This is a genomic window from Pseudomonas sp. GW821-FHT01A09 (genome assembly GCF_058986725.1).
In genome coordinates this window covers 15,557-41,213 of record NZ_JBYSWB010000035.1, presented here as the reverse complement: position 1 = coordinate 41,213, position 25,657 = coordinate 15,557, and the positions used below count along the sequence as shown (strand labels likewise).

The following is a 25,657-nucleotide window of genomic DNA, read 5'->3' as shown; positions in this document are numbered from 1 at the left end:
GGGAGCCGGATTTGAACCGACGACCTTCGGGTTATGAGCCCGACGAGCTACCAGACTGCTCCATCCCGCGTCTGTGGAGGCGCATTCTATAGATAACTGACTGCATGTCAAGGATAGAAGCGATAAAAGCTGAAAATAGCTGAAAATCGATAGAAACAAAAAAGGCCACTTTTTCAAGTGGCCTTTTCTGATGTTTGGTTGCGGGAGCCGGATTTGAACCGACGACCTTCGGGTTATGAGCCCGACGAGCTACCAGACTGCTCCATCCCGCGTCTGTGGTGCTGATTCTACAGGGACGCGCTGCCTTGTCAAACGATGATTTTCAGAAAATTCTTTTCGTTCAATCGCTTAGCGACCCAGTGAGGTGCTCAAAGTCAGCAGGGACGGGGCTTTGAGGGCTATCGGTGGGCTAATTTTGATTGAAGAAATAAATAGGTAGGCCAAGCGGCTAGTGAATTTTCCTACAACAGATGCGGCGTCTGGCAGGCGATGCGATACTGTACAAAATACCAGTTCACACGGTTTGCCAGTGCAGAGCTCCATTCGATCATGACCCAACGCAAAATCATCCACGTCGATTGCGATTGTTTTTATGCCGCGATCGAGATGCGCGATGACCCGCAACTGGCCGGCCGGCCATTGGCGGTCGGCGGCTCGGCCGAGCGTCGGGGAGTGATCGCCACCTGCAACTACGAGGCGCGCGCCTACGGAGTGCGCTCGGCGATGTCGTCGCGGCACGCGCTCAAGCTGTGTCCGGACCTGCTGATCGTCAAGCCGCGCATGGACGCCTATAAAGAAGCCTCGCGAGAAATCCACACGATCTTCCGCGAGTACACCGACCTCATCGAACCCTTGTCGCTGGATGAAGCCTATCTGGATGTGTCCGACTGCGCGCATTTTGCCGGCAGCGCCACGCGCATCGCCCAGGATATCCGCCGCAAGGTCTCTCAGCGCCTGCATATCACCGTATCGGCCGGGGTGGCGCCGAACAAGTTCCTCGCCAAGATCGCCAGTGACTGGCGCAAGCCCAACGGTTTGTTTGTGGTGACGCCCGGAGAAGTCGAAGACTTTGTCGCCGACCTGCCGGTGAGCAAGTTGCACGGTGTCGGCAAGGTCACCGCCGACAAGCTCCAGCGCCAGGGCATCGAACGCTGCCTGGATCTGCGCCAGTGGAGCAAGCTCAAGCTGGTGCGCGAGTTTGGCAGTTTTGGCGAGCGTCTTCATAGCCTGGCGTGGGGCATCGATGATCGCCCGGTGCAGAACGACAGTCGGCGTCAGTCAGTGAGTGTCGAAAACACCTACGACAAGGACTTGCCGGACCTGGCCAGTTGCCTGGACAAGCTGCCGGAGCTGATGGCGACGCTGGAAGGGCGGATGGCGCGGATCGACAGCAGCTATCGGCCCGGCAAGCCCTTCGTCAAGGTCAAGTTCCACGACTTCACCCAGACCACCCTCGAGCAGGCTGGCGCTGGGCGTGACCTGGACAGCTACCAGCAATTGCTGACCCAGGCGTTCGCGCGCGGCGCCAAGCCGGTGCGCCTGCTGGGCATCGGCGTGCGCCTGCAGGATCTGCGCGGCGCCCATGAGCAGCTCGAGCTGTTCAGTTCCTGAACGCCGCTTTGCCTGATCAGTGATTCGGTACGGTGACGTGGCGGCCGGCACGGGCCAATGCCCGCAGGAAATCATGCTGCAGCTCCGGATCGTTGCGGGTCAGCTCGATCAGGCTTTGCTCCAGATCGGCCGCCTCGGCCTCGAAGCCCAGCTCCGAAAGGCGCTTGACGCGGTGCACCCATTGGCCGACTTCGTCGTCTTCCAGGTCATCGAAAATCAGTGCCCGGGCTTCCACCAGCTTGCTACGCAACGCGCTGCTCAGGTCCAGCGACGCCTCGCCATGGGTGTGGTCGTCGTCATCCTTGGCGCTGAACTGCAGGCGCGCGACATTGCGCAGGCTGTTGTCGGCAAACGGGCTGTCGAGCAGATTGACCCGCACGAAGCCGTCGCGGTCGGTATTGAGCGAGTACAGATGGCTGCCGGCGGTCACGTCCACCGGGCGATTGCTCCAGGGCAGATTGATGACCTCCTGACGCTTGTCCTTCTGCACCTCCTTGACGCTGGCCAGATTCTGCTCGGCGCGCCCGCTGGACGGCATGTTCATGGCCGGGTTGAGGCCCGCCAGGCCATCGGTGATCCGGTCGTGGGTGACGCTGTCGGGCAGGCGTCCCAAGGCGAATATGTTGACCACGTTGGCCCCCACGCCACCGACGATAGCGACAGCGCCCAAGGGGATCTCGTAGATCTTGCGCCAGGGTTGATAGGGGGTGTAACGGTCATAATTGCGGGTGACTTCGAACTCGGTGACTTCGAACGTCTTGTGTTCGTTGACGCGCACGCGGCGCTGCGGCTCGTCGAGAACCGTCGGCTCGCCGACGTCGATCTGCACGCTGTGTTCCAGCAGTTTGCGCTCTACGCGTTCCTCGTGTTCATTGCGCGGCGACATGTGGTTGGCGCAGGCAGTGAGGAACAAAGCACCGCACAAGGCGGCGCTTTTAAGCGCTAGCGGCAGCGCAGGGCTGGCCGCCAGGGGCTTTGGTCTGTCCATGGTCGGTCTGCCGTCAGCGGCGCACGCGAGCCTGGATGAACGCGAGCACGTCGGTGACGGCCAGCGCTTGCGGCTCGCTGTCGGTACGGCCCTTGTACTCCAGATTGCCTTCGGCCAGACCGCGGTCGCTGACCACGATGCGATGCGGGATGCCGATCAGCTCCATGTCGGCGAACTTGATGCCGGGGCTGGTCTTCTTGTCGCGGTCATCCAGCAGCACGTCGAAACCTGCGGCGGTCAGCTCGGCGTACAGCTTGTCGGTGGCCTCGCGCACTTGTTCGGTTTCATAGCGCAGCGGTACCAGGGCGATCTGGAACGGTGCCAGGGCGTCGCTCCAGATGATGCCGCCAGCGTCGTTGTTCTGCTCGATGGCGGCGGCCACCACGCGGGACACACCGATACCGTAGCAACCCATGGCCAGGGTCACTGGCTTGCCGTTTTCACCCAGCACCTGGCACTTGAGCGCTTCGCTGTACTTGCTGCCGAGCTGGAAGATGTGCCCGACTTCGATACCGCGCTTGATGCTCAGGGTGCCTTTGCCGTCCGGGCTCGGATCGCCATCGACGACGTTGCGCAGGTCGGCCACTTCCGGCAGCGGCAGATCGCGCTCCCAGTTGACGCCGAAGTAGTGCTTGTCGTCGATATTGGCGCCGACGCCGAAGTCGCTCATGAACTGCACCGAGCGATCGACGATGCACGGCAGCGGCAGGTTCAGCGGGCCCAGCGAGCCTGCGCCAGCACCGATGGCGGCACGCAGGTCGGCATCGCTAGCCATGACCAGCGGGCTAGCCACCAGCGGATGGTTGGCGGCCTTGATTTCGTTGAGCTCGTGGTCGCCACGGATCACCAGAGCGATCAGCTTGCCTTCTTCGGCGGCGCGCACGATCAGGGTCTTGACGGTTTTCTCGATGGCCAGGCCATAGCCTTCGACCAGCGCAGCGATGGTCTTGGCATCGGGCGTGTCGACCAGGCGGAGTTCTTCGCTCGGGGCAGGGCGCACGGTTTCCCGTGGCACGGCCTCGGCCTTTTCGATGTTGGCGGCGTAGTCGGAGCCGTCGCTGAAGACGATGTCGTCTTCACCGGACTCGGCCAGCACGTGGAATTCGTGGGAGCCGGCGCCACCGATCGAGCCGTTGTCGGCTTCCACCGGGCGGAATTTCAGGCCCAGGCGGGTGAAGACGTTGCAGTAGGCCTGGTGCATGCGGTCATAGGTGACCTGCAGCGACGCCTGGTCGGCGTGGAAGGAGTAGGCGTCCTTCATGATGAACTCGCGAGCGCGCATCACACCGAAGCGTGGGCGAATCTCGTCGCGGAATTTGGTCTGGATCTGGTACAGATTGATCGGCAACTGTTTATAGCTGCTCAACTCGTTGCGGGCGATGTCGGTGATCACCTCTTCGTGGGTCGGGCCGGCGCAGAACTCGCGACCGTGGCGATCCTTGAGGCGCAGCAACTCGGGGCCGTATTGCTCCCAGCGGCCGGATTCCTGCCACAGCTCGGCGGGCTGGATGCCGGGCATCAGCACTTCGAGAACGCCAGCGGCGTCCATTTCCTCGCGCACGATGCGCTCGACCTTGCGCATGACGCGCAGCCCCATCGGCAGCCAGGTGTAGAGGCCCGACGCGAGTTTGCGAATCATCCCGGCACGCAGCATCAACTGGTGGCTGATGACCACTGCGTCGGAAGGGTTTTCTTTGAGGGTGGCGAGCAAATATTGACTGGTGCGCATGGTAGGCCGTTGTCTGTTGCTGAATTTTATATAAGGCGGGCATTGTACGGTGCTGGTCTGGAGACGTACAGGGCAGGGCGTGCGTATGCAAACAGCTCGGCGCGGGCCGGGCTGTCTGCAGTGGTTGCGATCTTCGAAGCCTGGGTTACAGGATCGAGATCGGGTAATCGACCATCAGGCGGAACTCGTCGACGCTGCCATCGGCCTGGCCGCCGCTCGAGCGGTGCCATGCCTGACGCATGCGAAACGACATGTTCTTGACCGGGCCGCTTTGCACGACGTACTTGGCTTCCAGGTCCCACTCGTGGTGGCTGGCGTCGTCGGAGGTGCTGGAGAACCCATAACCGGTATAGACGCTGTCGGACGCCACGGCGTTGATATGGTCACCATAGACGTAACGGCTCATGAAGCTCAGGCCCGGCACGCCGTAGCTGTTCATGTCCAGGCCATATTGGGCCTTCCATGAACGTTCGCCCGGACCGTTGAAGTCAGAGTATTGGACGGAGTTGGCGAGGAAAATCGAGTCGCCGAAGGCCATTCCGCTGCCATTGTCCTTGCGACCACCGACACCGATGTAGTCGAACGGCGTGTCACCGTTGACCTTCTGGAAGCCCAGGGACACGGTGTGTGCAGTCAGGAAGGTGTAGGCCGCGCCCAGGGAGAAGGTGTTGTTGTCGATGTCGCCCAGCTTGGCCGAACCCTCATCCTTGGTCTTGTAGTAGTTGAAATCGAACGTTATCGACTGTTCGGAAGGCAGCGACAGCACGTAGTTGGCGTTGGCGTAGTACTGCTTCCAGATGTCTTCGAGTTTCGACGCATAGAGGCCGAAAGTCAGCGCGTCAGTGGCGGCGTAATGGCCGCCGACATAGTCGATCGAGTCAGCCGAGATGCTGGTATAGGCCGAACCCAGGTTGCCGCCGCGGGCAGTGCTGGTGCCGCTGGTGGAGGAGGTGAAGTGACCGCCTTCCAGGTCCAGGCCTTTGATCTCGCTGCTCTGGATCTGAATACCGCTTGCGGTTTGCGGAACGATGCGGCTGCCGCCCACGGCGAATACCGGGCTGGTGGTGGGCTGCATGTCGCCGATGGTCAGCTGAGTCTTGGAAAAGCGCATTTTGGCGTCTACGCCGGCTTTGCCGTATTGGCTATCGCCGGCAGGCAGGTTGCCGGAACCGGTGTGGCCATCGCCGCCGTCGAGTTTGTAGGTGGCGTAGCCGAATGCGTCGACGCCGAAGCCAACGGTGCCCTGGGTGAAGCCCGAACTGAATACGCCCTGGAAGCTCTGCGTCCAGTCACGCGGGTCATTGCCGCCGCCAAGAGTGTTGCGGTTGAAGTAGTAGTTGCGTAGCAGCAGGTTCAGGGTGCTGTCTTCAACGAAGCCCTTGGCGTCTGCCTGGTCGCTTACAAAAGCAGCGGCCGAGGCCAGTTGGCTGGTTGCTGCCGTTACGGCGAACGCGATTGCGCTCCACTTCATTGCTTTCATCGATGATTGCTCCTTTGAGTGAGTCGTGAATCTGCCGTCCTTTGTGGAGGTAGCGGCCAAGATGTTCCTCTGCCGCATAGCGACTCGGCATTGCGACATGATTCAAGAGATGCTGCGGGGCAGGATATGCAAGGGGCGGGCCGATCAGCGCTTCAGAAAATGAAGAAGCCCGGCGCAGTGGCCGGGCTTCTGGGTGTTGCTACCGATTCAACGCATTCTTTACAGGATGGTGATCGGGTAGTCGACGATCAGACGGAAGTTGTTGGTGTCGCCGTCAGCTTGACCACCGCTGGAGTTGTGCCAGGCCAGACGGGTGCGGAACGACAGGTTTTTGACCGGACCTTCCTGGATCACGTATTTGGCTTCTACGTTGGTTTCGTTGTGGGTACCACCGTCCTGGCTGAAACCGACAGCTTGGTAGTACGGATTGTTACTGGCATTGATCTGGTCGCCATAGACGTAGCGAGCCATGAACGACAGGCCAGGCACGCCGTAGCTAGCCATCGACAAGTCATATTGCAGCTTGAACGAACGCTCGCCCGGGCTGTTGAAGTCAGAGACTTGGATGGAGTTGGCGAGGAAGATCGAGTCGCCACCGCCACCTGCGCGGTTGTCACCTACACCGACGTAGTCGAACGCGGTGTTACCGTTGACCTTCTGGAAGCCCAGGGTCACGGTGTGCGCGGTCAGGAACGAATACGCTGCCGCGAGGGAGAACGTATTGTTGTTGATATCGCCCGCCAGGGATTTACCGGTGTCCTGAGTGTTGTAGTAGTTGAAGTCGAAGGTCACCGACTGGTCGCCGGTGATTGGCAATACGTAGTTCACGTTGCCGTAGTACTGGTTCCAGATGTCGTGGAACTGCGACATATAGGCGCCGATGGTCAGTTGGTCATTGATGCTGTAACGACCACCGCCGAAGTTGACTGCGTCTGTTTCCACGCCTGCGTAAGTAGCATAGATGCCACCGTCGCGGTTGGTCGAAGCAGCGGAGGTCGACGAGGTGTAGTGACCCAGTTCGACGTCAAGACCTTTGATCTCGCTGCTCTGCAAGCTTACGCCGCTAGCGGTTTGCGGCAGGATGCGCGAGCCACCGACTGCAAAGACAGGGCTGGTGCTAGGTTGCATATCGCCGATTTTCAGCTCGGTTTTGGAGATACGGAACTTGACTGCGCCGCCGGCCTTGCCGCTGTTGTCATGCTCGCCGTCGGCGTTGTAAGGCATGTTGCCGGTGCCGCCGCCTTTGGTGTTGATGTTGTAGGCGCCGTAAGCGAAGGCGTCGAAGCCGACACCAATGGTGCCAGTGGTGTAGCCAGAGCTGAAGTTACCCAGAGCGGCGGTGGTCCAGTCCTTGTTGTCGCGGTTGCCGTTCTTGCCGTCAGCATTCCAATAAAAGCTGCGCAGCAGCACAGTCGCGGTGCTGTCTTCGATAAAGCCCTTCGCTTCAGCCTGGTCGGATACGAACGGTGCGGCGTAGACCAGTTGGGTGCTGGCGGCGGTAACTGCCAGAGCGATTGCGCTCCACTTCATCACTTTCATCGGTGATTGCTCCTTTGGTTTTAGTCGGTGAGCTGTCGTCTTTATATAGGTAACGACTAGCTCTTTTTTTCGTGTCGGATGGCGACTCGCCATTCCGGCCCAATTCAATAATCTTTATGCAGCGGGTTGTATTGGACTTTTTATCTCAATGTCGCAATTACAATCCTGAATGTCGCAAAAGACGCTTTTTGTGTCGGCCGCTAAAATAAAAAGCGTCTTTAACCTTCCTGTTTGCCTGGAACCTTCAACGGGTGTTTAAACCCTTCGATGTTCTCGTCTAAATAGTCTTAGCAACAAGCGTGCACAAACGTGCCAGCTGCCAACAAAATTTTCACTTTTTTTCATTTGGCGCTCGGAACCCCCGTAAAACCGGGCTGTCATTGGGTTTCGATTTTTCCACGAACCTCCAATTTTGTTTAAATTATCTTTAGCAAGCTTACGATTTTGTTACCGCATGGCTATTGAAACGAGTCTTGTAACGTCAAGCTGGCGCACTGCCATCGCCCTACCTGTTCATTAATGGTGCGAAAGGTAGCACTGGGCTGCTTGATCCTAGTCGAGGTCTCGCGTTTGGCAACTCCCTGAGTTATTCCATTTGATGCTTGAGTTAGAGCGTCCGGTGGCAAATCAAAGTTTTGGTTTGAAGGGATTGGCCGACGTGCGCTACGCCGGATGGCGAGTGGACCATGAGGCGTGATCGGTAACGGTGCGAAAAATGGTAACCGCGAGCGATAACGGGGCATCGTTGCTCGAGAGGACGATAGGCGGATGAATGTTGGTGCGCCGGTGGCCAAAACGGGGCGCTTGCAAGAACGGTGATCCGCGAGCCAATCGAGCGTATCCTGCGCGCAGCGGCTCGATTTCGATCATCGGGCCAGGCAACCCCTGCTGCCCTGGAGATCCTGCAGTGTTTTCTCTCGATGCCCGTCTGCAACAAGACACCCTGTTACTGGGTGATTTTCCGCTGAGTCGTTTGCTGCTCAGCAACGATGCCAATTACCCTTGGTTCATTCTCGTGCCGCGTCAGGCCGGCATCACTGAAGTGTTCCAACTGAGCGCCGAACAGCAGCAACAGCTGTGGCACGAAACCTCGACGCTGGCTGCGGCACTGCATGAGAGTTATGCCGCCGACAAGATCAATATCGGTGCGTTGGGCAATGTCGTGGCGCAATTGCATATGCATGTGATCGTGCGCTTCAAGACTGATGTCGCCTGGCCGAGTCCGGTCTGGGGCAAGGTGCCTGCCGTGCCGTGGAGTGATGCCGAGGTTGTGCAGATCAAGTCCCGACTTCGTGCATTGCAGCTGGCCGGCTTGACGCTGGCAGGTGATGCCTCGTGAGCCTCGAAGAGCGGGTAAACGATCTGGAGAGCCGCCTGGCGTTTCAGGATGACACCATCCAGTCACTCAGCGATGAGTTGATCAAGCAGCAGCGTGATATCGAACGGCTGCAAGCGCAGATAGCCGCGCTGATCAAGCGTCAGGAAGAAACGGTCGGGCAGTTCGAGATCGGCGAGCAGGACGCGCCGCCGCCGCACTATTGATATGCGGTCGCGATCTTGAAGGCAAAAAAAACCGCGAACCCTGCACAGGCTTCGCGGTTTTTTTACAGCGGCGGATCAGCGACGCGGCGAGGCCGCAATCACGTCTTCGGCTTGCAGGCCCTTGTCGCGGTTCATCACCGAGAACTCGACGCGCTGGCCTTCGACCAGTACGCGATGGCCTTCACCGCGGATAGCGCGAAAGTGCACGAAGATATCATCACCGGAGTCCCGGGAGATGAACCCGAAGCCCTTTGAGGTGTTGAACCACTTCACCGTGCCGGTATCGCGGTTGGTCATGTCATAGCTGACTGCTGGAGCAGGCGTGCGGGCGCGGTAGAAGCTTGCGCCCAGATGCAGGACAACGGCTGCCACGGCGCACAGCAGGCTCAGCAGGATGGCAGGCTGGCCTGCCAGCATCGGCAGCGGTGCGAGCAGGGTAATGGTCTGCAGGACCACGGCGAGGATCAGCAGCGCGCTGGCAACGATTTGCAGTTGCTGGCGGGTGCCTCTGTGCCATTGCGGCACGACGGGGGCGATCAAAAGATTGAGCAGGCCGAAAAAGGCCAGGTAGATAGCATCAGGTTGGGAAAGGTAGGGAAGCGCTTCGGCGCGCAGGCTGGGAATGAAGGACAGCAGCAAAGCGGCGGCCCCGGTCAGTAGGTGAACGATTTTCAACATGTCGATTGACTCACTCAGGCGGATCACGAGGAAGAGCTGATGTCGCACCCAACGCCCATGAATAGAAGAAGCGACTGCAAGGGGAGCGATCAGCCAGGGCACCCGAGCTCTGAAAACAAGAGCCCGGAAAGCGAGAGCCGGAAGCAGCTCGGGTGCACCGACCTATTTAACAGCAAAGGCGAGGTCTTCTCAAATCAAGCGGTTACGACAATCCGGCTATTTGTCGGATAGGTCGTTTCAAGATATGTGCAGATCACATCCAGACCCTCCTGCGATGAGCGGCTTACAGGCCACAATGGTGCGCAAAACGGCCTCGGGGGTGCGCCTCAGCACAGCTATTGCTAGAGTGGCGCGCACACCAGATCAGGTGAATGCCATTCATTGAAAGGGGATCTTCATGGCCATTGATATCGGTATCAGCGAACAAGACCGCAAATCCATCGTGGACGGTCTGTCGCGCCTGCTGTCCGACACGTACGTGCTTTACCTCAAGACCCACAATTTCCACTGGAACGTGACCGGGCCGATGTTTCGCACCCTGCACTTGATGTTCGAGGAGCAGTACAACGAGCTGGCACTGGCGGTCGACTCCATCGCCGAGCGCATCCGTGCCCTGGGTTTCCCGGCACCGGGGACCTATTCGACTTACGCGCGTCTGTCGTCGATCAAGGAAGACGAGGGCGTGCCGAGCGCCGAGGAAATGATCCGCAAGCTGGTCGAAGGCCAGGAAGCGGTAACGCGTACTGCACGCAGCCTGTTTCCGCTGCTCGACAAGGTCAGCGATGAGCCGACCGCCGACCTCCTGACCCAGCGCATGCAGGTGCATGAGAAGGCCGGCTGGATGCTGCGCTCGCTGCTCGAGGGCTGATTGCAGCGAGGGGGGGGCTTGCTTGCGATTACGGTGTGTCGGCATTGCATGTATTGTTGGCACGATGTTCGGGGGCAAGCCCCCTCGCTACCTTTCAAACACGGCAAATTCTTACATCCATAGAGACACTTCCTACATCCATTGACGCCTTCACCGATAGCAAGCGCTGTGCCTGATCGGGCTTCATGAAACCCGGGAGCAGGCGCAATGCATCCGTGGCGCCTGTCGGGAAAAAGCTCAAGGAAGCGCTTTTTATGGACAAGGAATCAGTTTCAGCGAGAAAACGCGGTATCGCTCGCGGGCGGCCCGCAGTCGATCCTTTCGTCGACAGTTTCAACATGACCCTGGCGCAACCGCAGTCCAAATCCGTGCGGCTCAATGGTTTCGCCACCTGCCTGCGGCTGGAATCGGTGTATTGGAACATTCTGGCCACCATTGCACGGGCCAACGCCTGCTCCATCAACGCCTTGCTGTCGTACATCGACCGCGAAGTGCATCTGCGCTACGGCGGGGTGAAGAACTTCAGCGGTCTGGTGCGCGTGGTCTGCGTGGTGCATCTGCAGAACGGCTTTCGGGAAGGTTCCATGGAGGCAGCGATCGCCCAGGCGTGATCATATCGATGGCGGTTGCGGTGCATGGCTGCACCCGCGATCATTATCCGGATATAATCCCGCGCTTTGCCGCGCGGCGCCCCATTGCCGTGGCTTTTTGCTTGCCGAGACATCCCCATGCCCATGTATGACTATCAATGCGCTTCCTGTGGTCACCAGATGGAAGTCATTCAGAAAATCAGCGCCGCGCCGCTGACCGATTGCCCGGCCTGCGCCGCGCCCGAACTCAAGAAGATGCTGTCCATGCCGGGCTTTCGCCTCAGCGGTTCCGGCTGGTACGAAACCGACTTCAAGACCGGCGCGAAAAAGAACCTGGCCGGCGGCGACAAGGCTGAATAGCCCGCTCGCGGGCCCGCAGCATCTGTAGCCGTCGGGCTGCACGGGTTGCCTGGGCCCGCCGGGTCTTGCACTATTGCGTCTACATCTGTCAGCGCTCTGCCGAGTGCTGACTGAAATTCGAATTACTGGAAGTGAAACCACCATCATGATGCGCAGCCATTATTGCGGCCAACTGAACGAGAGCCTGGAAGGTCAGGAAATTACCCTATGCGGCTGGGTCCACCGTCGTCGCGACCATGGCGGGGTGATTTTCCTCGATATCCGTGATCGTGAAGGTCTGGCCCAGGTGGTCTTCGACCCCGATCGTGCCGACACTTTCGCCGTTGCCGACCGTGTGCGCAGTGAATATGTGGTCAAGCTGACCGGCAAGGTGCGTCTGCGTCCCGAAGGCGCGGTCAACCCGAACATGGCCTCGGGCGCCATCGAAGTGCTGGGTTACTCCCTCGAAGTGCTGAACGAGTCGGAAACCCCGCCGTTCCCGCTCAACGAATACTCCGACGTGGGTGAAGAAACCCGCCTGCGCTATCGCTTCCTGGACCTGCGTCGTCCCGAAATGGCCGAAAAGCTGCGTCTGCGTTCGCGCATGACCACCAGCATCCGCCGCTTCCTCGATGAAAATGGCTTCCTCGACGTCGAGACGCCGATCCTGACCCGCGCCACGCCGGAAGGCGCTCGCGACTATCTGGTCCCGAGCCGCACCCACCCCGGCAGCTTCTTCGCCCTGCCGCAGTCGCCTCAGCTGTTCAAGCAACTGCTGATGGTCGCCGGCTTCGACCGTTACTACCAGATCGCCAAGTGCTTCCGCGACGAAGACCTGCGTGCCGACCGCCAGCCGGAATTCACCCAGATCGACATCGAGACCAGCTTCCTCGACGAAAAGGACATCATCGGCATCACCGAGTCCATGGTCCGCAACCTGTTCAAGGAAGTGCTGGGCCTGGAATTCGGCGAATTCCCGCACATGACCTTCGCTGAGGCCATGCGTCGCTACGGTTCGGACAAGCCTGACCTGCGCAACCCGCTGGAACTGGTCGACGTCAACGACCAGCTCACCGATGTCGAATTCAAAGTCTTCAGCGGCCCGGCCAACGACCCGAAATGCCGTGTGGCCGCCTTGCGCGTTCCGGGCGGGGCGAGCATGCCGCGCAAGCAGATCGACGACTACACCAAGTTCGTCGGCATCTACGGTGCCCGCGGTCTGGCGTACATCAAGGTCAACGAACGCGCCAAGGGCGTCGAAGGCCTGCAGTCGCCGATCGTCAAGAACATCCCTGAAGCCAACCTCAACGTGATCCTCGATCGCGTCGGTGCGGTCGATGGCGACATCGTCTTCTTCGGCGCCGATAAGGCCAAGATCGTCAGCGAAGCCCTGGGCGCGCTGCGTATCAAGCTGGGTCACGATCTCCGCCTGCTGACCTGCGAGTGGGCACCGATGTGGGTCGTCGACTTCCCGATGTTCGAAGAGAACGACGACGGCAGCTTCAGCGCATTGCACCACCCGTTCACCGCGCCCAAGTGCAGCCCGGCCGAGCTTGAAGCCAACCCGGCAGGCGCGCTGTCCCGTGCCTACGACATGGTGCTCAACGGCACCGAGCTGGGTGGCGGTTCGATCCGTATTCACCGCAAGGAAATGCAACAGGCAGTGTTCCGTCTGTTGGGCATTTCGCCGGAAGAACAGGAAGAGAAGTTCGGCTTCCTGCTCGACGCCCTCAAGTACGGTGCGCCGCCCCACGGTGGTCTGGCCTTCGGCCTTGACCGTCTGGTGATGCTGATGACCGGTGCGCAGTCGATTCGTGAAGTCATCGCCTTCCCGAAAACCCAGAGCGCTGCCGACGTCATGACTCAGGCCCCGGGCCTGGTGGACGCCAAGCAACTGCGCGAGCTGCACATCCGTCTGCGCGAGCAGACCAAGGCTGAGTAAAGACGTCGTCAGCCTTACCCTGTAGCGAGGGGGCTTGCCCCCGATAGCAGTGCATCAGCCACGCCAAGGCGCCTGATATGCCGCCATCGGGGGCAAGCCCCCTCGCTACATCTACTGTTGTATGTCACGAGCAGAATTCGGAGTTTGCGTTATGGCAGGTCATTCCAAGTGGGCGAACATCAAGCACCGCAAAGAGCGTCAGGATGCCAAGAGAGGCAAGATCTTCACCAAGTGGATCCGTGAGCTGACCGTCGCCGCTCGCGCCGGCGGTGGCGATCCGGGCTCCAACCCGCGCTTGCGTCTGGCGCTGGACAAGGCGCTGGGCGCCAACATGAGCCGCGACATCATCGACCGCGCCGTCGCCCGGGGCACCGGCGCAGCGGGCAGTGACGACGTCGAAGAGCTCAGCTACGAAGGCTACGGCCCCGGCGGTGTGGCAGTGATGGTCGAATGCATGACCGACAACCGCAATCGCACGGCAGCGGCCGTGCGCCATGCCTTCAGCAAGTGCGGCGGCAATCTGGGCACCGACGGGTCGGTGGCCTACCTGTTCGACCGCAAGGGGCAGTTGTCCTTCGCCGCCGGGGTCGACGAAGATGCGCTGATGGAAGCGGCCATGGAGGCCGATGCCGATGACGTGGTCAGCAATCCCGATGGCTCCGTCGACGTATTTACCTCGTTCGCCAGCTTCTATGCCGTGGGTCACGCGCTGGAAGCTGCGGGTTTCAAAGCGGCCGACGCGGAAATCGTCATGCTGCCGACCACCAGCGCCGAGCTGGATGTCGAGGGCGCGGAAAAGATCATCAAGCTGATCGACATGCTTGAAGATCTGGATGACGTGCAGAACGTCTATTCCAACGCCGATATCAGCGAAGCGGTCATGGAACAGCTGGGCTGAGAGCTTTGGGCGAGTATTAGCCGCCCTCAGCGAGTATCATGCGAGCCGTCGAGGTTCGGCGCCGCCAGCGCGCCGCGCCCCGTCGGCTTTTGGCTTTTCAAGGGTCCCACCGACCGTTCCACCATGCTGCGAGCTTTATGACATTAATACTTGGCATCGACCCCGGTTCGCGCATCACCGGCTATGGGGTCGTGCGTGACATCGGCCGCGGCTGCGAATACGTCGCTTCGGGCTGTATCCGAACCGGCAGTGGCGAACTGCACGAGCGCCTGCAGATTGTCTATCGCAGCGTGCGCGAGGTGATCCAGCTGCACGGCCCGGTGACCATGGGGATCGAAAAGGTGTTCATGGCGCGCAACGCCGATTCCGCACTCAAGCTCGGCCAGGCCCGTGGCGCAGCGATTGTCGCGGCAGGCGAAGAGGGGCTGGAGATCGCCGAGTATTCGGCCACTCAGGTCAAGCAGGCGATCACCGGCAGCGGCGGCGCCAACAAAGAGGCGGTGCAGTTGATGGTCATGCATTTGCTCAAGCTCACCCAGAAACCGCAGATAGACGCCTCCGATGCCCTGGCCATCGCCCTGTGCCATGCCCATACCCGTTCCAGCCTGATCCCTCATGGCTTGAGCGGTGCGCGCAGCCGCGGCGGACGCTTGCGGCTCTGATAGCATCATCGATTAACAAAAATTCAATTGCAGGCCGCTACAGTCCTGCAATGATGACCACCGCTGTGGGTGCAGGCCCGGTCTGCGCCCTTGTCAGAAACACCCAGGATTGAAAAAACGTGATTGGACGCTTGCGCGGCACCCTTGCCGAAAAACAGCCGCCGCACCTGATTATCGACGTCAATGGCCTCGGCTATGAGCTCGAAGTGCCCATGACCACCCTTTATCGGTTGCCGCCCGTCGGCCAGCCGGTGACCCTGCACACCCATCTGGTGGTGCGCGAGGATGCTCAGTTACTCTACGGTTTTTTCGAGCGGCGCGAACGCGAACTGTTCCGCGAGCTGATTCGCCTCAATGGCGTCGGGCCCAAGCTGGCACTGGCGTTGATGTCCGGTCTGGATGTCGACGAACTGGTACGCTGCGTCCAGGCGCAGGATACCTCGGCGCTGGTGAAGATCCCTGGCGTCGGCAAAAAGACCGCCGAGCGCCTGCTGGTCGAGCTCAAGGATCGTTTCAAGGCGTGGGAAACCGTGCCGAGCATGTTCCAGCTGGTGTCCGATGGCCCGCAAGGCAGCAGCGTGCCAGTGGCCACCGCCGAAACCGACGCCGTCAGCGCGCTGATTTCCCTGGGTTACAAGCCGCAGGAAGCGAGCAAGGCCGTGTCGGCCATCAAAGAGAAGGGCCTGAGCAGTGAAGATCTGATCAGGCGTGCGCTGAAGGGAATGATCTAAGTGATTGAAGCCGACCGACTGATCGCCGCCGCCCCCAGTGGCCGCGATCGCGAAGAGCAGCAGGACCGTGCGATCCGTCCGCTGAGCCTGGCCGACTATATCGGTCAGCCGACCGTACGCGAACAGATGGAGCTGTTCATCCAGGCGGCCCGCGGGCGCAACGAATCCCTCGACCATACCTTGATATTCGGCCCGCCCGGACTGGGCAAGACCACCCTGGCCAACATCATCGCGCAGGAAATGGGCGTATCGATCAAGAGCACATCGGGGCCGGTGCTGGAGCGGCCTGGCGACCTGGCGGCGATGTTGACCAATCTAGAGCCCCATGATGTGTTGTTCATCGATGAAATCCATCGCCTGTCGCCGATCGTCGAAGAAGTACTGTACCCGGCCATGGAGGACTTCCAGCTCGACATCATGATCGGCGAAGGCCCCGCGGCGCGCTCCATCAAGCTTGACCTGCCGCCCTTCACCCTGGTCGGCGCCACCACCCGCGCGGGCATGCTCACCAATCCGCTGCGCGATCGCTTCGGTATCGTCCAGCGTCTGGAGTTCTACAGCACGGCCGATCTGGCGACCATCGTCATCCGCTCGGCCAAGATTCTGGGCTTGCCCATCGAGGATGAAGGCGCGTTCGAAATCGCTCGCCGTGCTCGCGGCACGCCACGGATCGCCAATCGCCTGTTGCGGCGCGTGCGCGATTTCGCCGAGGTGCGTGGCAAAGGTCATATCACCAAGCCGATCGCCGATCTGGCGCTCAATCTGCTGGACGTCGACGAGCGTGGCTTCGATCACCAGGATCGGCGCCTGCTGCTGACCATGATCGAGAAGTTCGACGGCGGTCCGGTGGGCGTCGACAGCCTGGCGGCGGCGATCAGCGAGGAGCGTCATACCATCGAAGATGTGCTTGAGCCCTACCTGATCCAGCAGGGCTACATCATGCGCACGCCGCGGGGCCGTGTGGTGACCCGGCATGCCTATCTGCACTTCGGCCTGAACATTCCCGGACGGCTGGGCGAATTGAATGCGAGCCTGCCCGGCGATCCGCTCGATGAGGCATGAAACCTTGAAGCCGACAGATTTATTCGGCTTTTCGGTGGTCCGAAGGGCAGGCGCTTGAGATGTCCCTGCATCAATCGCTAATTCTATGAAAAACAGTTGCCTGGCCGGATTGGCAACCTGAGGAGTAAGCACTAGAGTATGCGCGCGCAAAACGGGGTTCCGTCGTTCGCACACCGCTGTCGCGTTTATTACGAGGACACGGATGCGGGCGGCATCGTTTACTACGTCAATTACCTCAAGTTCATGGAGCGGGCTCGCACCGAACGGCTGCGGGAGCTGGGCTTTTCCCAGCACTCGATGGCCGGCGACAACCTGTTGTTCGTCGTGCATTCCTGCGAGGCGCGCTATCACTCGCCAGCGCGCCTGGACGACGAGCTGACCGTCAGCGCCGAAGTAATCGAATTGAACCGTGTCAGCCTGCGATTTCATCAGCAGGTCAGGCGGGCAACGGATGCGACACTGCTCTGTGAGGGGCAGGTAACGGTGGCCTGCGTGCGCGCCGACAATTTCAGACCCCGGGCCATTCCAGAAGCCTTGCGGGCGGCCTTGGCCGACGCAGGCGGCCCAGGTAATCACATTACAGCAGGAGATTAAGCGTGGAAGCTACCGCCGTCGACCATACCTCCATGTGGAGTTTGGTCAGCAATGCCAGCATCGTGGTGCAGTTGGTCATGTTGATTCTCGTGGGGGCTTCGGTCACCTCGTGGATCATGATCTTTCAGCGCAGCAACATGCTGCGCGCGGGCAAGCGTGCCCTGGATCTGTTCGAGGAACGTTTCTGGTCGGGTATCGACCTGTCCAAGCTGTACCGTCAGGCGGGCAGTAATCCGGACCCGGACTCGGGCGTCGAGCAGGTCTTCCGTGCCGGCTTCAAAGAGTTCTCGCGTCTGCGCCAGCAAGCCGGTGTCGATCCTGACGCGGTCATGGAAGGCGTTGGCCGGGCCATGCGCGTGGCAATCTCGCGTGAAGAAGAAAAGCTCGAAACCAGCTTGCCGTTCCTCGCCACCGTCGGTTCGGTCAGCCCGTATATCGGCCTGTTCGGTACCGTGTGGGGGATCATGAACTCCTTCCGTGGTCTGGCTGCCGTGCAGCAAGCCACGCTGGCGACCGTTGCTCCGGGTATTTCCGAAGCCCTGGTGGCCACCGCTATCGGTCTGTTCGCGGCCATCCCGGCGGTGATCGCCTACAACCGCTTCGCCGCGCGCAGCGAAACCCTCATCAATCGCTACTACACCTTCGCCGAAGAGTTTCAGGCCATCCTGCACCGTAAAGTGCACACCAGCGAAGAGTGAGCAGGTAAATCCCAATGATTCGAGGTCGCCGTCCCAAACGCAAGCCGGTCGCCGAGATGAACGTGGTGCCTTACATCGACGTGATGTTGGTACTGCTGGTCATCTTCATGGTTACCGCACCGATGCTCAATCAGGGCGTGAAAGTCGACCTGCCCAAGGTTTCCAGCGAAGCCTTGCCGCAGGACAACAACACTCAGGTCCTGACCATTTCCATCAAGGCTGACAAGACCTACTACTGGAACCTTGGCAGCGAAGTCGACACCGACAAAGTGCAGGACAAGGCCATGACCTTGCCGCAGATGACCCAGGCGGTCACTGCGATCATCGCGCAAGGCAATCAGAACGGTAAGCGCACCCAGGTGTTCATCCGTGGTGACAAGTCCGTCGACTATGGCTCCGTCATGGGCGCCATGGGCGGGTTGCAAAAGGCCGGTGTCGGTAACGTTGGCTTGATTACCGAGGCGCCGTAATGGAGCAGCGAGAGCCCACTGCCTCGGAAAACTATTTCTGGCCCAGTGTCTGGGCCATAGGCCTGCACATCCTGATTTTCGGGATGCTCTTCGTCAGTTTCGCCATGACCCCTGACCTGCCACCGTCGAAACCGATCGTGCAGGCGACCCTTTATCAGCTCAAGTCCAAAAGCCAGGCGGTCACCCAGACCAATCAGAAGATTGCCGGGGAGGCCAAGAAGTCGGCCGCGCGCCAGACGGAAGTCGAGCAGATGGAGCAGAAAAAGGTCGAGCAGGAAGAAATAAGGGCAGCGGAACAAAAGAAAGCCGACGCCGCTCAAAAGGCCGAAGCCGCCAAGGCCGCCGACGACGCCAAAAAGGCTGACGCCGCCGCCAAGGCCGATGAAGCGAAAAAAGCCGACGACGCCAAGAAAGCCGCCGATGCCAAGGCTGCGGAGGCCAAGAAAGCCGAGCAAGCCGACATCGCCAAGAAAAAGGCCGAAGACGAAGCCAAGAAACAAGCCGAGGAGGAGGCCAAGAAAGAGGCCGCCGACGAAGCCAAGAAAGCCGCCGCCGACGCCGCCAAGAAGAAAGCCGCGGAAGACGCCAAGGCTGCTGCTGAAGACGCGAAGAAAAAGGCAGCCGATGCTGCCAAGGCGAAAGCCACTGCCGACGCTCAGAAGAAAAAGGCCCAGGACGCAGCACGCAAGGCCGCGGAAGACAAGAAGGCGCAAGCACTGGCCGACCTGCTTTCCGATACTCCGCAGCGTCAGCAGGCTCTGGCCGACGAGAAAGGCGACCAGACTGCCGGCGATTTCGACGATCTGATCCGCTCGCGAGCGGCAGAGGGTTGGGCGCGGCCGCCATCGGCCCGCAAGGGTATGCGCGTCGTTCTGCAGATTAAAATGCTGCCGGACGGTACGATTACCAGCGTCAGCGTGCTGAATTCCAGCGGCGACGGTCCGTTTGACGCTTCAACAGTGGCGGCGGTGAAAAACATCGGTCGCTTAACTGAAATGCAGGGCATGTCGCCTGCCGATTTCAATGCTTATCGTTCATTCAAGATGACATTCACACCTGAGGATCTAGCCTTGTGATTAACCTTCTTCGAGGACTGCTTGTCGTTCTCTGTTGTGCGGCCGGTATGGCGTCAGCCGATGAAAAGAACATCCTGGTCACCAGCGGCAGTGACCGTGCAACGCCGATCGCGGTAGTGCCCTTCGGTTGGCAGGGTGGCTCCGTGCTGCCCGAGGACATGGCCGATATCATCGGCAATGATCTGCGCAACTCCGGTTACTACTCGCCGATTCCAAAGCAGAACATGATCAGCCAGCCGACCCAGGCCAGCGAAGTCGTGTTCCGTGACTGGAAGGCGCTGAGCGCTCAATACGTAATGGTCGGCAGCATCGTGCCGGCCGGGGGCCGCCTGCAGGTGTCCTACGCCTTGTTCAACGTCGCCACCGAGCAGCCTGTGCTGACTGGCAGCGTGTCGGGCAGCACCGATCAGCTGCGCGACATGTCGCACTACATCGCCGACCAGTCGTTTGAAAAACTCACCGGCATCAAGGGCGCATTCTCCACTCGCATCCTTTATGTAACGGCCGAGCGTTTCTCCGAGAACAATACCCGCTACACCCTGCAGCGCTCCGACTACGATGGCGCCCGTGCGGTGACCCTGCTGCAATCGCGCGAGCCGATCCTGTCGCCGCGTTATGCACCGGACAGCAAGCGTATTGCCTACGTGTCGTTCGAGCAGCGTCGCCCGCGTATCTTCATCCAGCATATCGATACCGGTCGCCGTGAACAGCTGACCAACTTCGATGGCCTCAACGGTGCTCCGGCGTTTTCGCCTGATGGCAACCGCCTGGCGCTGGTACTGTCCAAGGACGGTAACCCGGAGATCTACGTGATGGATCTCAACAGCCGTGCGCTGACTCGCGTCACCAACAGCCCAGGCATCGATACCGAACCGTTCTGGGGCAAGGATGGCAACACCATCTACTTCACCTCCGACCGTGGCGGCAAACCGCAGATTTATAAACAGTCGGTCGGTGGTGGCAACGCCGAACGAGTGACTTTTATCGGTAACTACAATGCCAACCCTAAACTTTCGGCGGATGAAAAGACTCTAGTCATGATCCACCGTCAGGATGGCTTCACCAATTTCAAGGTGGCAGCACAAGATATGGCCCGTGGGAGCGTAAAAGTGCTCACAGATTCAAGTCTTGATGAGTCGCCTACTGTTGCGCCCAACGGCACCATGGTAATCTACGCCACCCGCCAGCAGGGCCGGGGAGTCTTGATGCTCGTGTCCCTTAACGGACGCGTAAGGCTCCCGCTTCCTACCGCTCAAGGCGAAGTCAGAGAACCGTCCTGGTCCCCTTACCTGAACTGACGCGGCGATGTAACAAATAAGCTGTACTTAACACACTGGGGTTCATTAGGAGTTTCACGATGGAAATGCTGAAGTTTGGTAAGTTCGCTGCGCTGGCCCTGGCCATGGCTGTAGCTGTAGGTTGCTCGTCCAAAGGTGGTGACAACGCTGGCCAAAGCGCCGCTGTTGATCCTAACGCTGGTTACGGCGCAAACACTGGTGCCGTTGACGGTAGCCTGAGCGAAGAAGCTGCTCTGCGCGCGATCACCACTTTCTACTTCGAATACGACAGCTCGGATCTGAAACCAGAAGCCCTGCGCGCTCTGGACGTTCACGCTAAAGACCTGAAAGCCAGCGGCGCCAAAGTCGTTCTGGAAGGTAACACCGACGAACGTGGTACTCGCGAGTACAACCTGGCTCTGGGCGAGCGTCGCGCCAAAGCTGTTCAGCGTTACCTGGTACTGCAAGGCGTCTCGCCAGCTCAGCTGGAAGTCGTTTCGTACGGCGAAGAGCGTCCAGTCGCTACCGGCAACGACGAGCAGTCCTGGGCTCAAAACCGTCGCGTCGAACTGCGTAAGTAATTCGATATGCGAACGTGCCGCCGTGCTGTAACGATCCTGGCGCTGTCCCTGCCGCTTATGGCAGGTGCAGCAGTTCCTGTAGTCGATGGTAATGGCGCCTCCAGCGGGGGCAGCAATTATCCGCCGACGGGTTATGGTACGAGCGGCGCCTCGGCCGGGGGAGGAGCTAGCGCTCCTGTCTCGGCGCAGGGTGAGCTGTTCATGCAGCTGCAGCAAATGCAGGAAGACATCAACCGCTTGCGCGGTCAGGTCGAAGTCCAGCAGAACGATATCCAGCAGATGAAACAAGAAGCACTGCAGCGCTATCAGGATCTCGACAGTCGTATACAAGCCGGTGCCAGCAATGCTCCACAGCAGCAGGCTCCCGCACAGAATTCTCCTGCTGGTGGCGATATCAACGCCGCTGGCACCCCGGCCGCTCCCGCCGATCAAGGCGCGGGCAGCAGCGAACCCGGCGATCCGGCGAAGGAAAAGCTCTATTACGATGCTGCCTTCGACCTGATCAAGGCCAAGGACTTCGACAAGGCCAGCCAGGCTTTCTCCGCGTTCTTGCGCAAGTACCCTAACAGCCAGTATGCGGGCAATGCTCAGTACTGGTTGGGTGAAGTCAACCTGGCCAAGGGCGACCTGCAAGGTGCCGGTCAGGCCTTCGCCAAGGTCAGCCAGTTGTACCCCAAGCATGCCAAGGTGCCGGATTCGCTGTACAAGCTTGCTGACGTAGAGCGTCGGCTTGGCCATACCGACCGGGTCAAACCGATTCTGCAGCAGGTGGTGACCCAATACCCGGGCACTTCTGCAGCACAACTGGCTCAGCGCGATCTGCAACATATGTAAGCGCTGTCGGGCTGCGGCCCGGCCGATTGAATAAACCCGCGCTCGTCGCGGGTTTTTTCGTTAGAATTTGCGCCCTTTTACTGAAACACGCCTTTTGGGATCACGCGCTCGCGGGTTCTTCAAGGTGCCTGACGGAGGCGGACAGCCTGTTCAGCTGTCACGCCCGTGGCGGATATGCAAGACACACTACGAATTACCGAAGTCTTTTACTCGTTGCAGGGTGAAACACGAACGGCTGGCCTGCCCACCGTTTTCGTACGCCTGACCGGCTGCCCATTGCGCTGCCAGTATTGCGACAGCGCCTACGCCTTCAGTGGCGGTACGGTGCGCAGTCTCGAATCCATCCTCGAGCAGGTTGCCAGCTATCGCCCGCGCTATGTGTGCGTGACCGGTGGCGAGCCGCTGGCGCAGCCCAATGCTATCCCGTTGCTCAAGCAATTGTGCGATGCGGGCTACGAGGTATCGCTCGAAACGAGCGGGGCGCTGGATATCTCCAAGGTCGATCCACGGGTCAGCCGCGTCCTGGACCTCAAGACGCCGGGCTCCAAGGAGTCCCATCGCAATCTGTATGAAAATATCGGTTTACTGACCCGCAACGATCAGGTCAAGTTCGTTCTCTGCTCGCGGGAAGACTACGACTGGTCGGTTTCCAAGATGATCCAGTACGGTCTGGCGGAGCGGGCGGGCGAGGTGCTGTTGTCGCCCAGCCACCACGAGCTGCGCGCCACCGATCTGGCCGACTGGATCGTGGCCGACAACCTGCCGGTCAGGCTGCAGATGCAATTGCACAAATATCTTTGGAATGACGAGCCGGGGCGCTGATATGACCACTACACCTACCGTGAAAAAAGCCGTGATTCTGCTGTCCGGTGGCCTGGACTCCGCCACTGTGGTTGCCATGGCCCAGGCCCAAGGTTACCAGTGCTACACCATGAGCTTCGACTACGGCCAGCGCCATCGCGCCGAACTCCATGCTGCGGCTCGGGTCGCCAGGGAGCGGGGTGTGGTCGCACACAAGGTCATCGGCCTGGATCTGGACGGCATGGGCGGCTCGGCCCTCACCGACAGCAGCATCGATGTGCCTGAAGTCCCTGGCGAAGGTATCCCGGTCACCTATGTGCCAGCGCGCAATACCGTGTTTCTGTCGCTGGCACTGGGCTGGGCCGAAGTGCTCGGCGCGCGGGATATCTTCATCGGCGTCAATGCCGTGGATTATTCCGGCTATCCAGACTGCCGTCCCGAATTCGTGGAGGCCTTCGAGCGCCTGGCCAACCTGGCGACCAAGGCCGGTGTCGAAGGGCAGGGCTTCACTATCCAGGCGCCATTGCAGAACATGAGCAAGGCCGACATCGTCAAGGCGGGCATTGCCCTTGGCGTCGATTACAGCCTGACCGTGTCCTGCTACCAGGCGAACGATCAGGGTCAGGCCTGCGGCAAATGTGACAGCTGCCGCCTGCGCGCCGAGGGTTTTGCCAACGCCGGTGTAAGCGATCCAACGCCTTATTTTTGATTTATTTTCGGTAAGGGGTTGAATTAGCTGTAAAAAGAAGTATTATGCGCCCCACGAAACGGGTCGTTAGCTCAGTTGGTAGAGCAGTTGGCTTTTAACCAATTGGTCGTAGGTTCGAATCCCACACGACCCACCATTTCGAATCAAGAGAAAAGCCGGAAAGCACACAGTGTTTTCCGGCTTTTTTTTGCCTGCGATTTGCCGTTCAGCCATGCCCGGTTATTAGGCTCTTAAGAATTCTTCTGAAAAATCACCTTTGGTTTACAATTGCGTGGGAAAATTTTGACAAATTGTGAATCGGAGCCTCGCGTGAAGTTTATTATTCCACCGCAATGGCAGGCGTTCCTGCAATTCAATGGTTTGAACGACTATGAAAAAATCTGGGATTTGAGCGGCGACTGGGTCGAGCCGCCCAATTACCGCCGGGGTGGCTGGAGCGGCGTGTGCCGCATGAATTTCGCGACGCCGGAAGGCACGTCGACCAACGTTTATCTCAAGCGCCAGGAAAACCACGGCCACCGCACGCTGTTGCACCCGATCCGGGGCGAAGGCACCTTCGTTCGCGAGTTCCGAAACATCCGCCATTTGCGCAAGCACAACGTGCCAACGCTCAATCCGGTGTGCTTCGCCCAGTGCTTTCGTGACGGCAACCTGCAGGCGATGCTCATGACCGAGTCGCTGGAAGGTTATCGCTCGATGGAGGACATCATGTACGAAGGCGAGGCCCTGGCGATGCCCGTGCGGCAGCGTCGGCGTCTGCTGAGCGCGGTAGCTCGTACGGTGCGCAAGATGCACGAAGCCGGTATCCAGCACCGTTGCCTGTACCCCAAGCATCTGATGGTCAAGGAGCAGGACGGCGATTATGAGGTTGCACTGATCGACCTGGAAAAATCGCGCCGGGTGTTCGTACCCTTCATCCCGAGTATGCGCGACTTGGGTACCCTCAATCGCCACAGCGGGGCTCTGAGCCGCAGTGATCGCATGTTCTTCCTTCGTGAGTACCTGCAAGGCTCGCCACTGCGGCCTTACCTGCGCTGGCTGGCTGGCAAGCTCGATCGGCACTCGATGCGCAAGGAAGTGACCGGCCAAAAGGTCAAGGGCGGCAAGCTGGCTGCGCAATAATCGCTACCGCTGGTCGGGGAGTCCAGTGTTCGTCTCCTCGTGCTCGGCTCAATAGCCAGTGAATGCTGGCTATCAATGAATTTCTATGACGCCCGTGACAAAGTTTTCACAACCTTTCTGAAAATACGAATTTGTAATAAAATGTGCACCGTTAAGCCACACTAGGCGCCTACGATGGACACCCGGATGGAAACCCTCGATCTGCCCCGCTACATGATGCTGCGCGAAGGTGCCGAGGTTCTGGAAGCTGACCGTTCGGGTGACAAAGTGCTGCGCCTCACCGATGGCACAATGTTGAAGCTGTTCCGCCGTAAACGTCTGCTGACTTCCGCTGCGCTGTATCCCTACGCGGTACGCTTTGCCGACAACTGTACATTGCTCGCCAAGCGCGACATCCCTTGCCCCCGGGTGTTGTCGGTCTACCGGATCAAGCCGCTCGCCAGCCATGCGGCGCATTACGACCCGCTGCCGGGCATCACCCTGCGCGAGGCGTTGAAAAAGTCCGCAAACCCCGAGGCGCTGCGTAAGCAACTGGGGCACTTTCTGGCGACGCTGCACGACAAGGGCATCTATTTCCGCTCGGCCCACCTGGGCAACATCATCCTGACGCCCGACAATCAACTGGGCCTGATCGACTGCGCCGATCTGCGCGCCTACAAGCGGCCGTTGCGGCGCAACTTGCGGGTGCGCAACTTCAAGCACGTCCTGCGCCTGGAACAGGATCGCGCGCTGCTGCTGGATGGCGACACCAGCGGGTTTCTGGATGCCTACCTGCAGGATCAGCAGGCAAGCACCGCAGTGAAACTGGCCTCGGCCATCGCCATTCCAGCCTGAGG

27 protein-coding genes and 2 tRNA genes are annotated in these 25,657 nt (G+C 59.8%); 23 read left to right on the top strand and 6 right to left on the bottom strand.

The genetic code is table 11. The features are described from left to right. Nucleotides 1–195 precede the first annotated feature (195 nt). A tRNA-Met gene (locus tag AC3WJP_RS26435) sits at nucleotides 196–272 on the bottom strand. A gap of 277 nt (nucleotides 273–549) precedes the next feature. Between AC3WJP_RS26435 and dinB the strand changes: the two genes are divergently transcribed. Continuing rightward, nucleotides 550–1,611, top strand: coding sequence for a DNA polymerase IV (gene dinB / locus AC3WJP_RS26430; RefSeq protein WP_493724149.1), 1,062 nt, complete (start codon nucleotides 550–552; stop codon nucleotides 1,609–1,611). A 16-nt stretch (nucleotides 1,612–1,627) separates the two neighbouring features. On the opposite strand, the gene AC3WJP_RS26425 is transcribed toward dinB, so the two are convergent. The 4 genes from AC3WJP_RS26425 to AC3WJP_RS26410 form a co-directional block, all read right to left on the bottom strand. Continuing rightward, nucleotides 1,628–2,599, bottom strand: coding sequence for a hypothetical protein (locus AC3WJP_RS26425; protein WP_493724148.1), 972 nt, complete (start codon nucleotides 2,597–2,599; stop codon nucleotides 1,628–1,630). Nucleotides 2,600–2,612: 13 nt separating this feature from the next. Next, nucleotides 2,613–4,328: a proline--tRNA ligase gene (locus AC3WJP_RS26420; RefSeq protein ID WP_493724147.1), complete on the bottom strand. Its 1,716-nt coding sequence runs from the start codon at nucleotides 4,326–4,328 to the stop codon at nucleotides 2,613–2,615. Nucleotides 4,329–4,473: 145 nt separating this feature from the next. Continuing rightward, nucleotides 4,474–5,808 carry an OprD family porin gene (locus AC3WJP_RS26415; protein WP_493724146.1) on the bottom strand — a complete coding sequence of 445 codons (1,335 nt, stop codon included), beginning with the start codon at nucleotides 5,806–5,808 and terminating at the stop codon, nucleotides 4,474–4,476. A 219-nt stretch (nucleotides 5,809–6,027) separates the two neighbouring features. Further along, complete coding sequence (locus tag AC3WJP_RS26410) at nucleotides 6,028–7,347, bottom strand: OprD family porin (RefSeq protein WP_493724145.1); 1,320 nt, start codon at nucleotides 7,345–7,347, stop codon at nucleotides 6,028–6,030. A 907-nt stretch (nucleotides 7,348–8,254) separates the two neighbouring features. On the opposite strand from AC3WJP_RS26410, the gene AC3WJP_RS26405 reads away from it, so the two are divergent. Together AC3WJP_RS26405 and AC3WJP_RS26400 are read left to right on the top strand one after the other, a co-directional pair. Beyond that, the gene (locus AC3WJP_RS26405) at nucleotides 8,255–8,686 is read left to right on the top strand and encodes an HIT domain-containing protein (RefSeq protein WP_493724144.1); all 432 of its coding nucleotides are present in this window, start codon (nucleotides 8,255–8,257) and stop codon (nucleotides 8,684–8,686) included. Next, a complete protein-coding gene (locus tag AC3WJP_RS26400; RefSeq protein WP_493724143.1) occupies nucleotides 8,683–8,889 on the top strand; it encodes a SlyX family protein in 207 nt (68 codons plus the stop codon). The genes AC3WJP_RS26405 and AC3WJP_RS26400 overlap by 4 nt, the downstream gene beginning before the upstream one ends. Before the next feature lie 75 nt (nucleotides 8,890–8,964). Here the strand turns inward: AC3WJP_RS26400 and AC3WJP_RS26395 are convergent, their stop codons facing one another. Beyond that, a complete protein-coding gene (locus AC3WJP_RS26395; protein WP_493724152.1) occupies nucleotides 8,965–9,567 on the bottom strand; it encodes a cold-shock protein in 603 nt (200 codons plus the stop codon). A gap of 397 nt (nucleotides 9,568–9,964) precedes the next feature. Between AC3WJP_RS26395 and AC3WJP_RS26390 the strand changes: the two genes are divergently transcribed. The 20 genes from AC3WJP_RS26390 (at nucleotide 9,965) to AC3WJP_RS26295 (ending at nucleotide 25,655) form a co-directional block, all read left to right on the top strand. Further along, nucleotides 9,965–10,435, top strand: coding sequence for a Dps family protein (locus AC3WJP_RS26390; RefSeq protein WP_493724142.1), 471 nt, complete (start codon nucleotides 9,965–9,967; stop codon nucleotides 10,433–10,435). 254 nt (nucleotides 10,436–10,689) lie between these two features. Further along, nucleotides 10,690–11,046, top strand: coding sequence for a ribbon-helix-helix domain-containing protein (locus AC3WJP_RS26385; RefSeq protein ID WP_493724141.1), 357 nt, complete (start codon nucleotides 10,690–10,692; stop codon nucleotides 11,044–11,046). Nucleotides 11,047–11,163: 117 nt separating this feature from the next. Beyond that, on the top strand, nucleotides 11,164–11,385 hold the full coding sequence (locus tag AC3WJP_RS26380) for an FmdB family zinc ribbon protein (RefSeq protein WP_226505003.1): 222 nt from the start codon (nucleotides 11,164–11,166) through the stop codon (nucleotides 11,383–11,385). 145 nt (nucleotides 11,386–11,530) lie between these two features. Further along, nucleotides 11,531–13,306, top strand: a complete 1,776-nt coding sequence (gene aspS, locus AC3WJP_RS26375; protein WP_493724140.1) for an aspartate--tRNA ligase — start codon at nucleotides 11,531–11,533, stop codon at nucleotides 13,304–13,306. A 151-nt stretch (nucleotides 13,307–13,457) separates the two neighbouring features. Further along, nucleotides 13,458–14,204: a YebC/PmpR family DNA-binding transcriptional regulator gene (locus tag AC3WJP_RS26370; RefSeq protein WP_493724139.1), complete on the top strand. Its 747-nt coding sequence runs from the start codon at nucleotides 13,458–13,460 to the stop codon at nucleotides 14,202–14,204. A gap of 137 nt (nucleotides 14,205–14,341) precedes the next feature. Continuing rightward, nucleotides 14,342–14,866 (top strand): crossover junction endodeoxyribonuclease RuvC, encoded by a 525-nt coding sequence (gene ruvC / locus AC3WJP_RS26365; protein WP_493724138.1) that lies wholly within the window; start codon nucleotides 14,342–14,344, stop codon nucleotides 14,864–14,866. A gap of 119 nt (nucleotides 14,867–14,985) precedes the next feature. Beyond that, entirely contained in the window at nucleotides 14,986–15,597 is a 612-nt protein-coding gene (ruvA, locus tag AC3WJP_RS26360; protein ID WP_493724137.1) for a Holliday junction branch migration protein RuvA, read from the top strand. Then, a complete protein-coding gene (gene ruvB / locus AC3WJP_RS26355) occupies nucleotides 15,598–16,659 on the top strand; it encodes a Holliday junction branch migration DNA helicase RuvB (protein ID WP_493724136.1) in 1,062 nt (353 codons plus the stop codon). A gap of 138 nt (nucleotides 16,660–16,797) precedes the next feature. Continuing rightward, on the top strand, nucleotides 16,798–17,253 hold the full coding sequence (ybgC, locus tag AC3WJP_RS26350) for a tol-pal system-associated acyl-CoA thioesterase (RefSeq protein WP_493724135.1): 456 nt from the start codon (nucleotides 16,798–16,800) through the stop codon (nucleotides 17,251–17,253). A gap of 2 nt (nucleotides 17,254–17,255) precedes the next feature. Then, nucleotides 17,256–17,951: a protein TolQ gene (gene tolQ / locus AC3WJP_RS26345; protein ID WP_226505009.1), complete on the top strand. Its 696-nt coding sequence runs from the start codon at nucleotides 17,256–17,258 to the stop codon at nucleotides 17,949–17,951. 14 nt (nucleotides 17,952–17,965) lie between these two features. Continuing rightward, nucleotides 17,966–18,421, top strand: coding sequence for a protein TolR (gene tolR, locus AC3WJP_RS26340; protein WP_226505010.1), 456 nt, complete (start codon nucleotides 17,966–17,968; stop codon nucleotides 18,419–18,421). After that, nucleotides 18,421–19,497 (top strand): cell envelope integrity protein TolA, encoded by a 1,077-nt coding sequence (gene tolA, locus AC3WJP_RS26335; protein WP_493724134.1) that lies wholly within the window; start codon nucleotides 18,421–18,423, stop codon nucleotides 19,495–19,497. The genes tolR and tolA overlap by 1 nt, the downstream gene beginning before the upstream one ends. A gap of 47 nt (nucleotides 19,498–19,544) precedes the next feature. Next, nucleotides 19,545–20,795 carry a Tol-Pal system beta propeller repeat protein TolB gene (gene tolB / locus AC3WJP_RS26330; protein ID WP_493724133.1) on the top strand — a complete coding sequence of 417 codons (1,251 nt, stop codon included), beginning with the start codon at nucleotides 19,545–19,547 and terminating at the stop codon, nucleotides 20,793–20,795. A gap of 59 nt (nucleotides 20,796–20,854) precedes the next feature. After that, entirely contained in the window at nucleotides 20,855–21,355 is a 501-nt protein-coding gene (pal, locus tag AC3WJP_RS26325; RefSeq protein WP_226505013.1) for a peptidoglycan-associated lipoprotein Pal, read from the top strand. Nucleotides 21,356–21,361: 6 nt separating this feature from the next. Beyond that, on the top strand, nucleotides 21,362–22,189 hold the full coding sequence (gene ybgF / locus AC3WJP_RS26320) for a tol-pal system protein YbgF (RefSeq protein WP_493724132.1): 828 nt from the start codon (nucleotides 21,362–21,364) through the stop codon (nucleotides 22,187–22,189). Between the two features lie 174 nt (nucleotides 22,190–22,363). After that, nucleotides 22,364–23,011 carry a 7-carboxy-7-deazaguanine synthase QueE gene (queE, locus tag AC3WJP_RS26315; RefSeq protein ID WP_493724131.1) on the top strand — a complete coding sequence of 216 codons (648 nt, stop codon included), beginning with the start codon at nucleotides 22,364–22,366 and terminating at the stop codon, nucleotides 23,009–23,011. 1 nt (nucleotide 23,012) lies between these two features. After that, nucleotides 23,013–23,699, top strand: a complete 687-nt coding sequence (gene queC / locus AC3WJP_RS26310; protein ID WP_493724130.1) for a 7-cyano-7-deazaguanine synthase QueC — start codon at nucleotides 23,013–23,015, stop codon at nucleotides 23,697–23,699. Nucleotides 23,700–23,759: 60 nt separating this feature from the next. After that, nucleotides 23,760–23,835 (top strand) — tRNA-Lys (locus tag AC3WJP_RS26305). 173 nt (nucleotides 23,836–24,008) lie between these two features. Then, entirely contained in the window at nucleotides 24,009–24,821 is an 813-nt protein-coding gene (locus AC3WJP_RS26300) for a lipopolysaccharide kinase InaA family protein (protein ID WP_493724129.1), read from the top strand. A gap of 186 nt (nucleotides 24,822–25,007) precedes the next feature. Continuing rightward, a complete protein-coding gene (locus AC3WJP_RS26295; protein WP_493724128.1) occupies nucleotides 25,008–25,655 on the top strand; it encodes a phosphotransferase in 648 nt (215 codons plus the stop codon). Nucleotides 25,656–25,657: the final 2 nt, after the last annotated feature.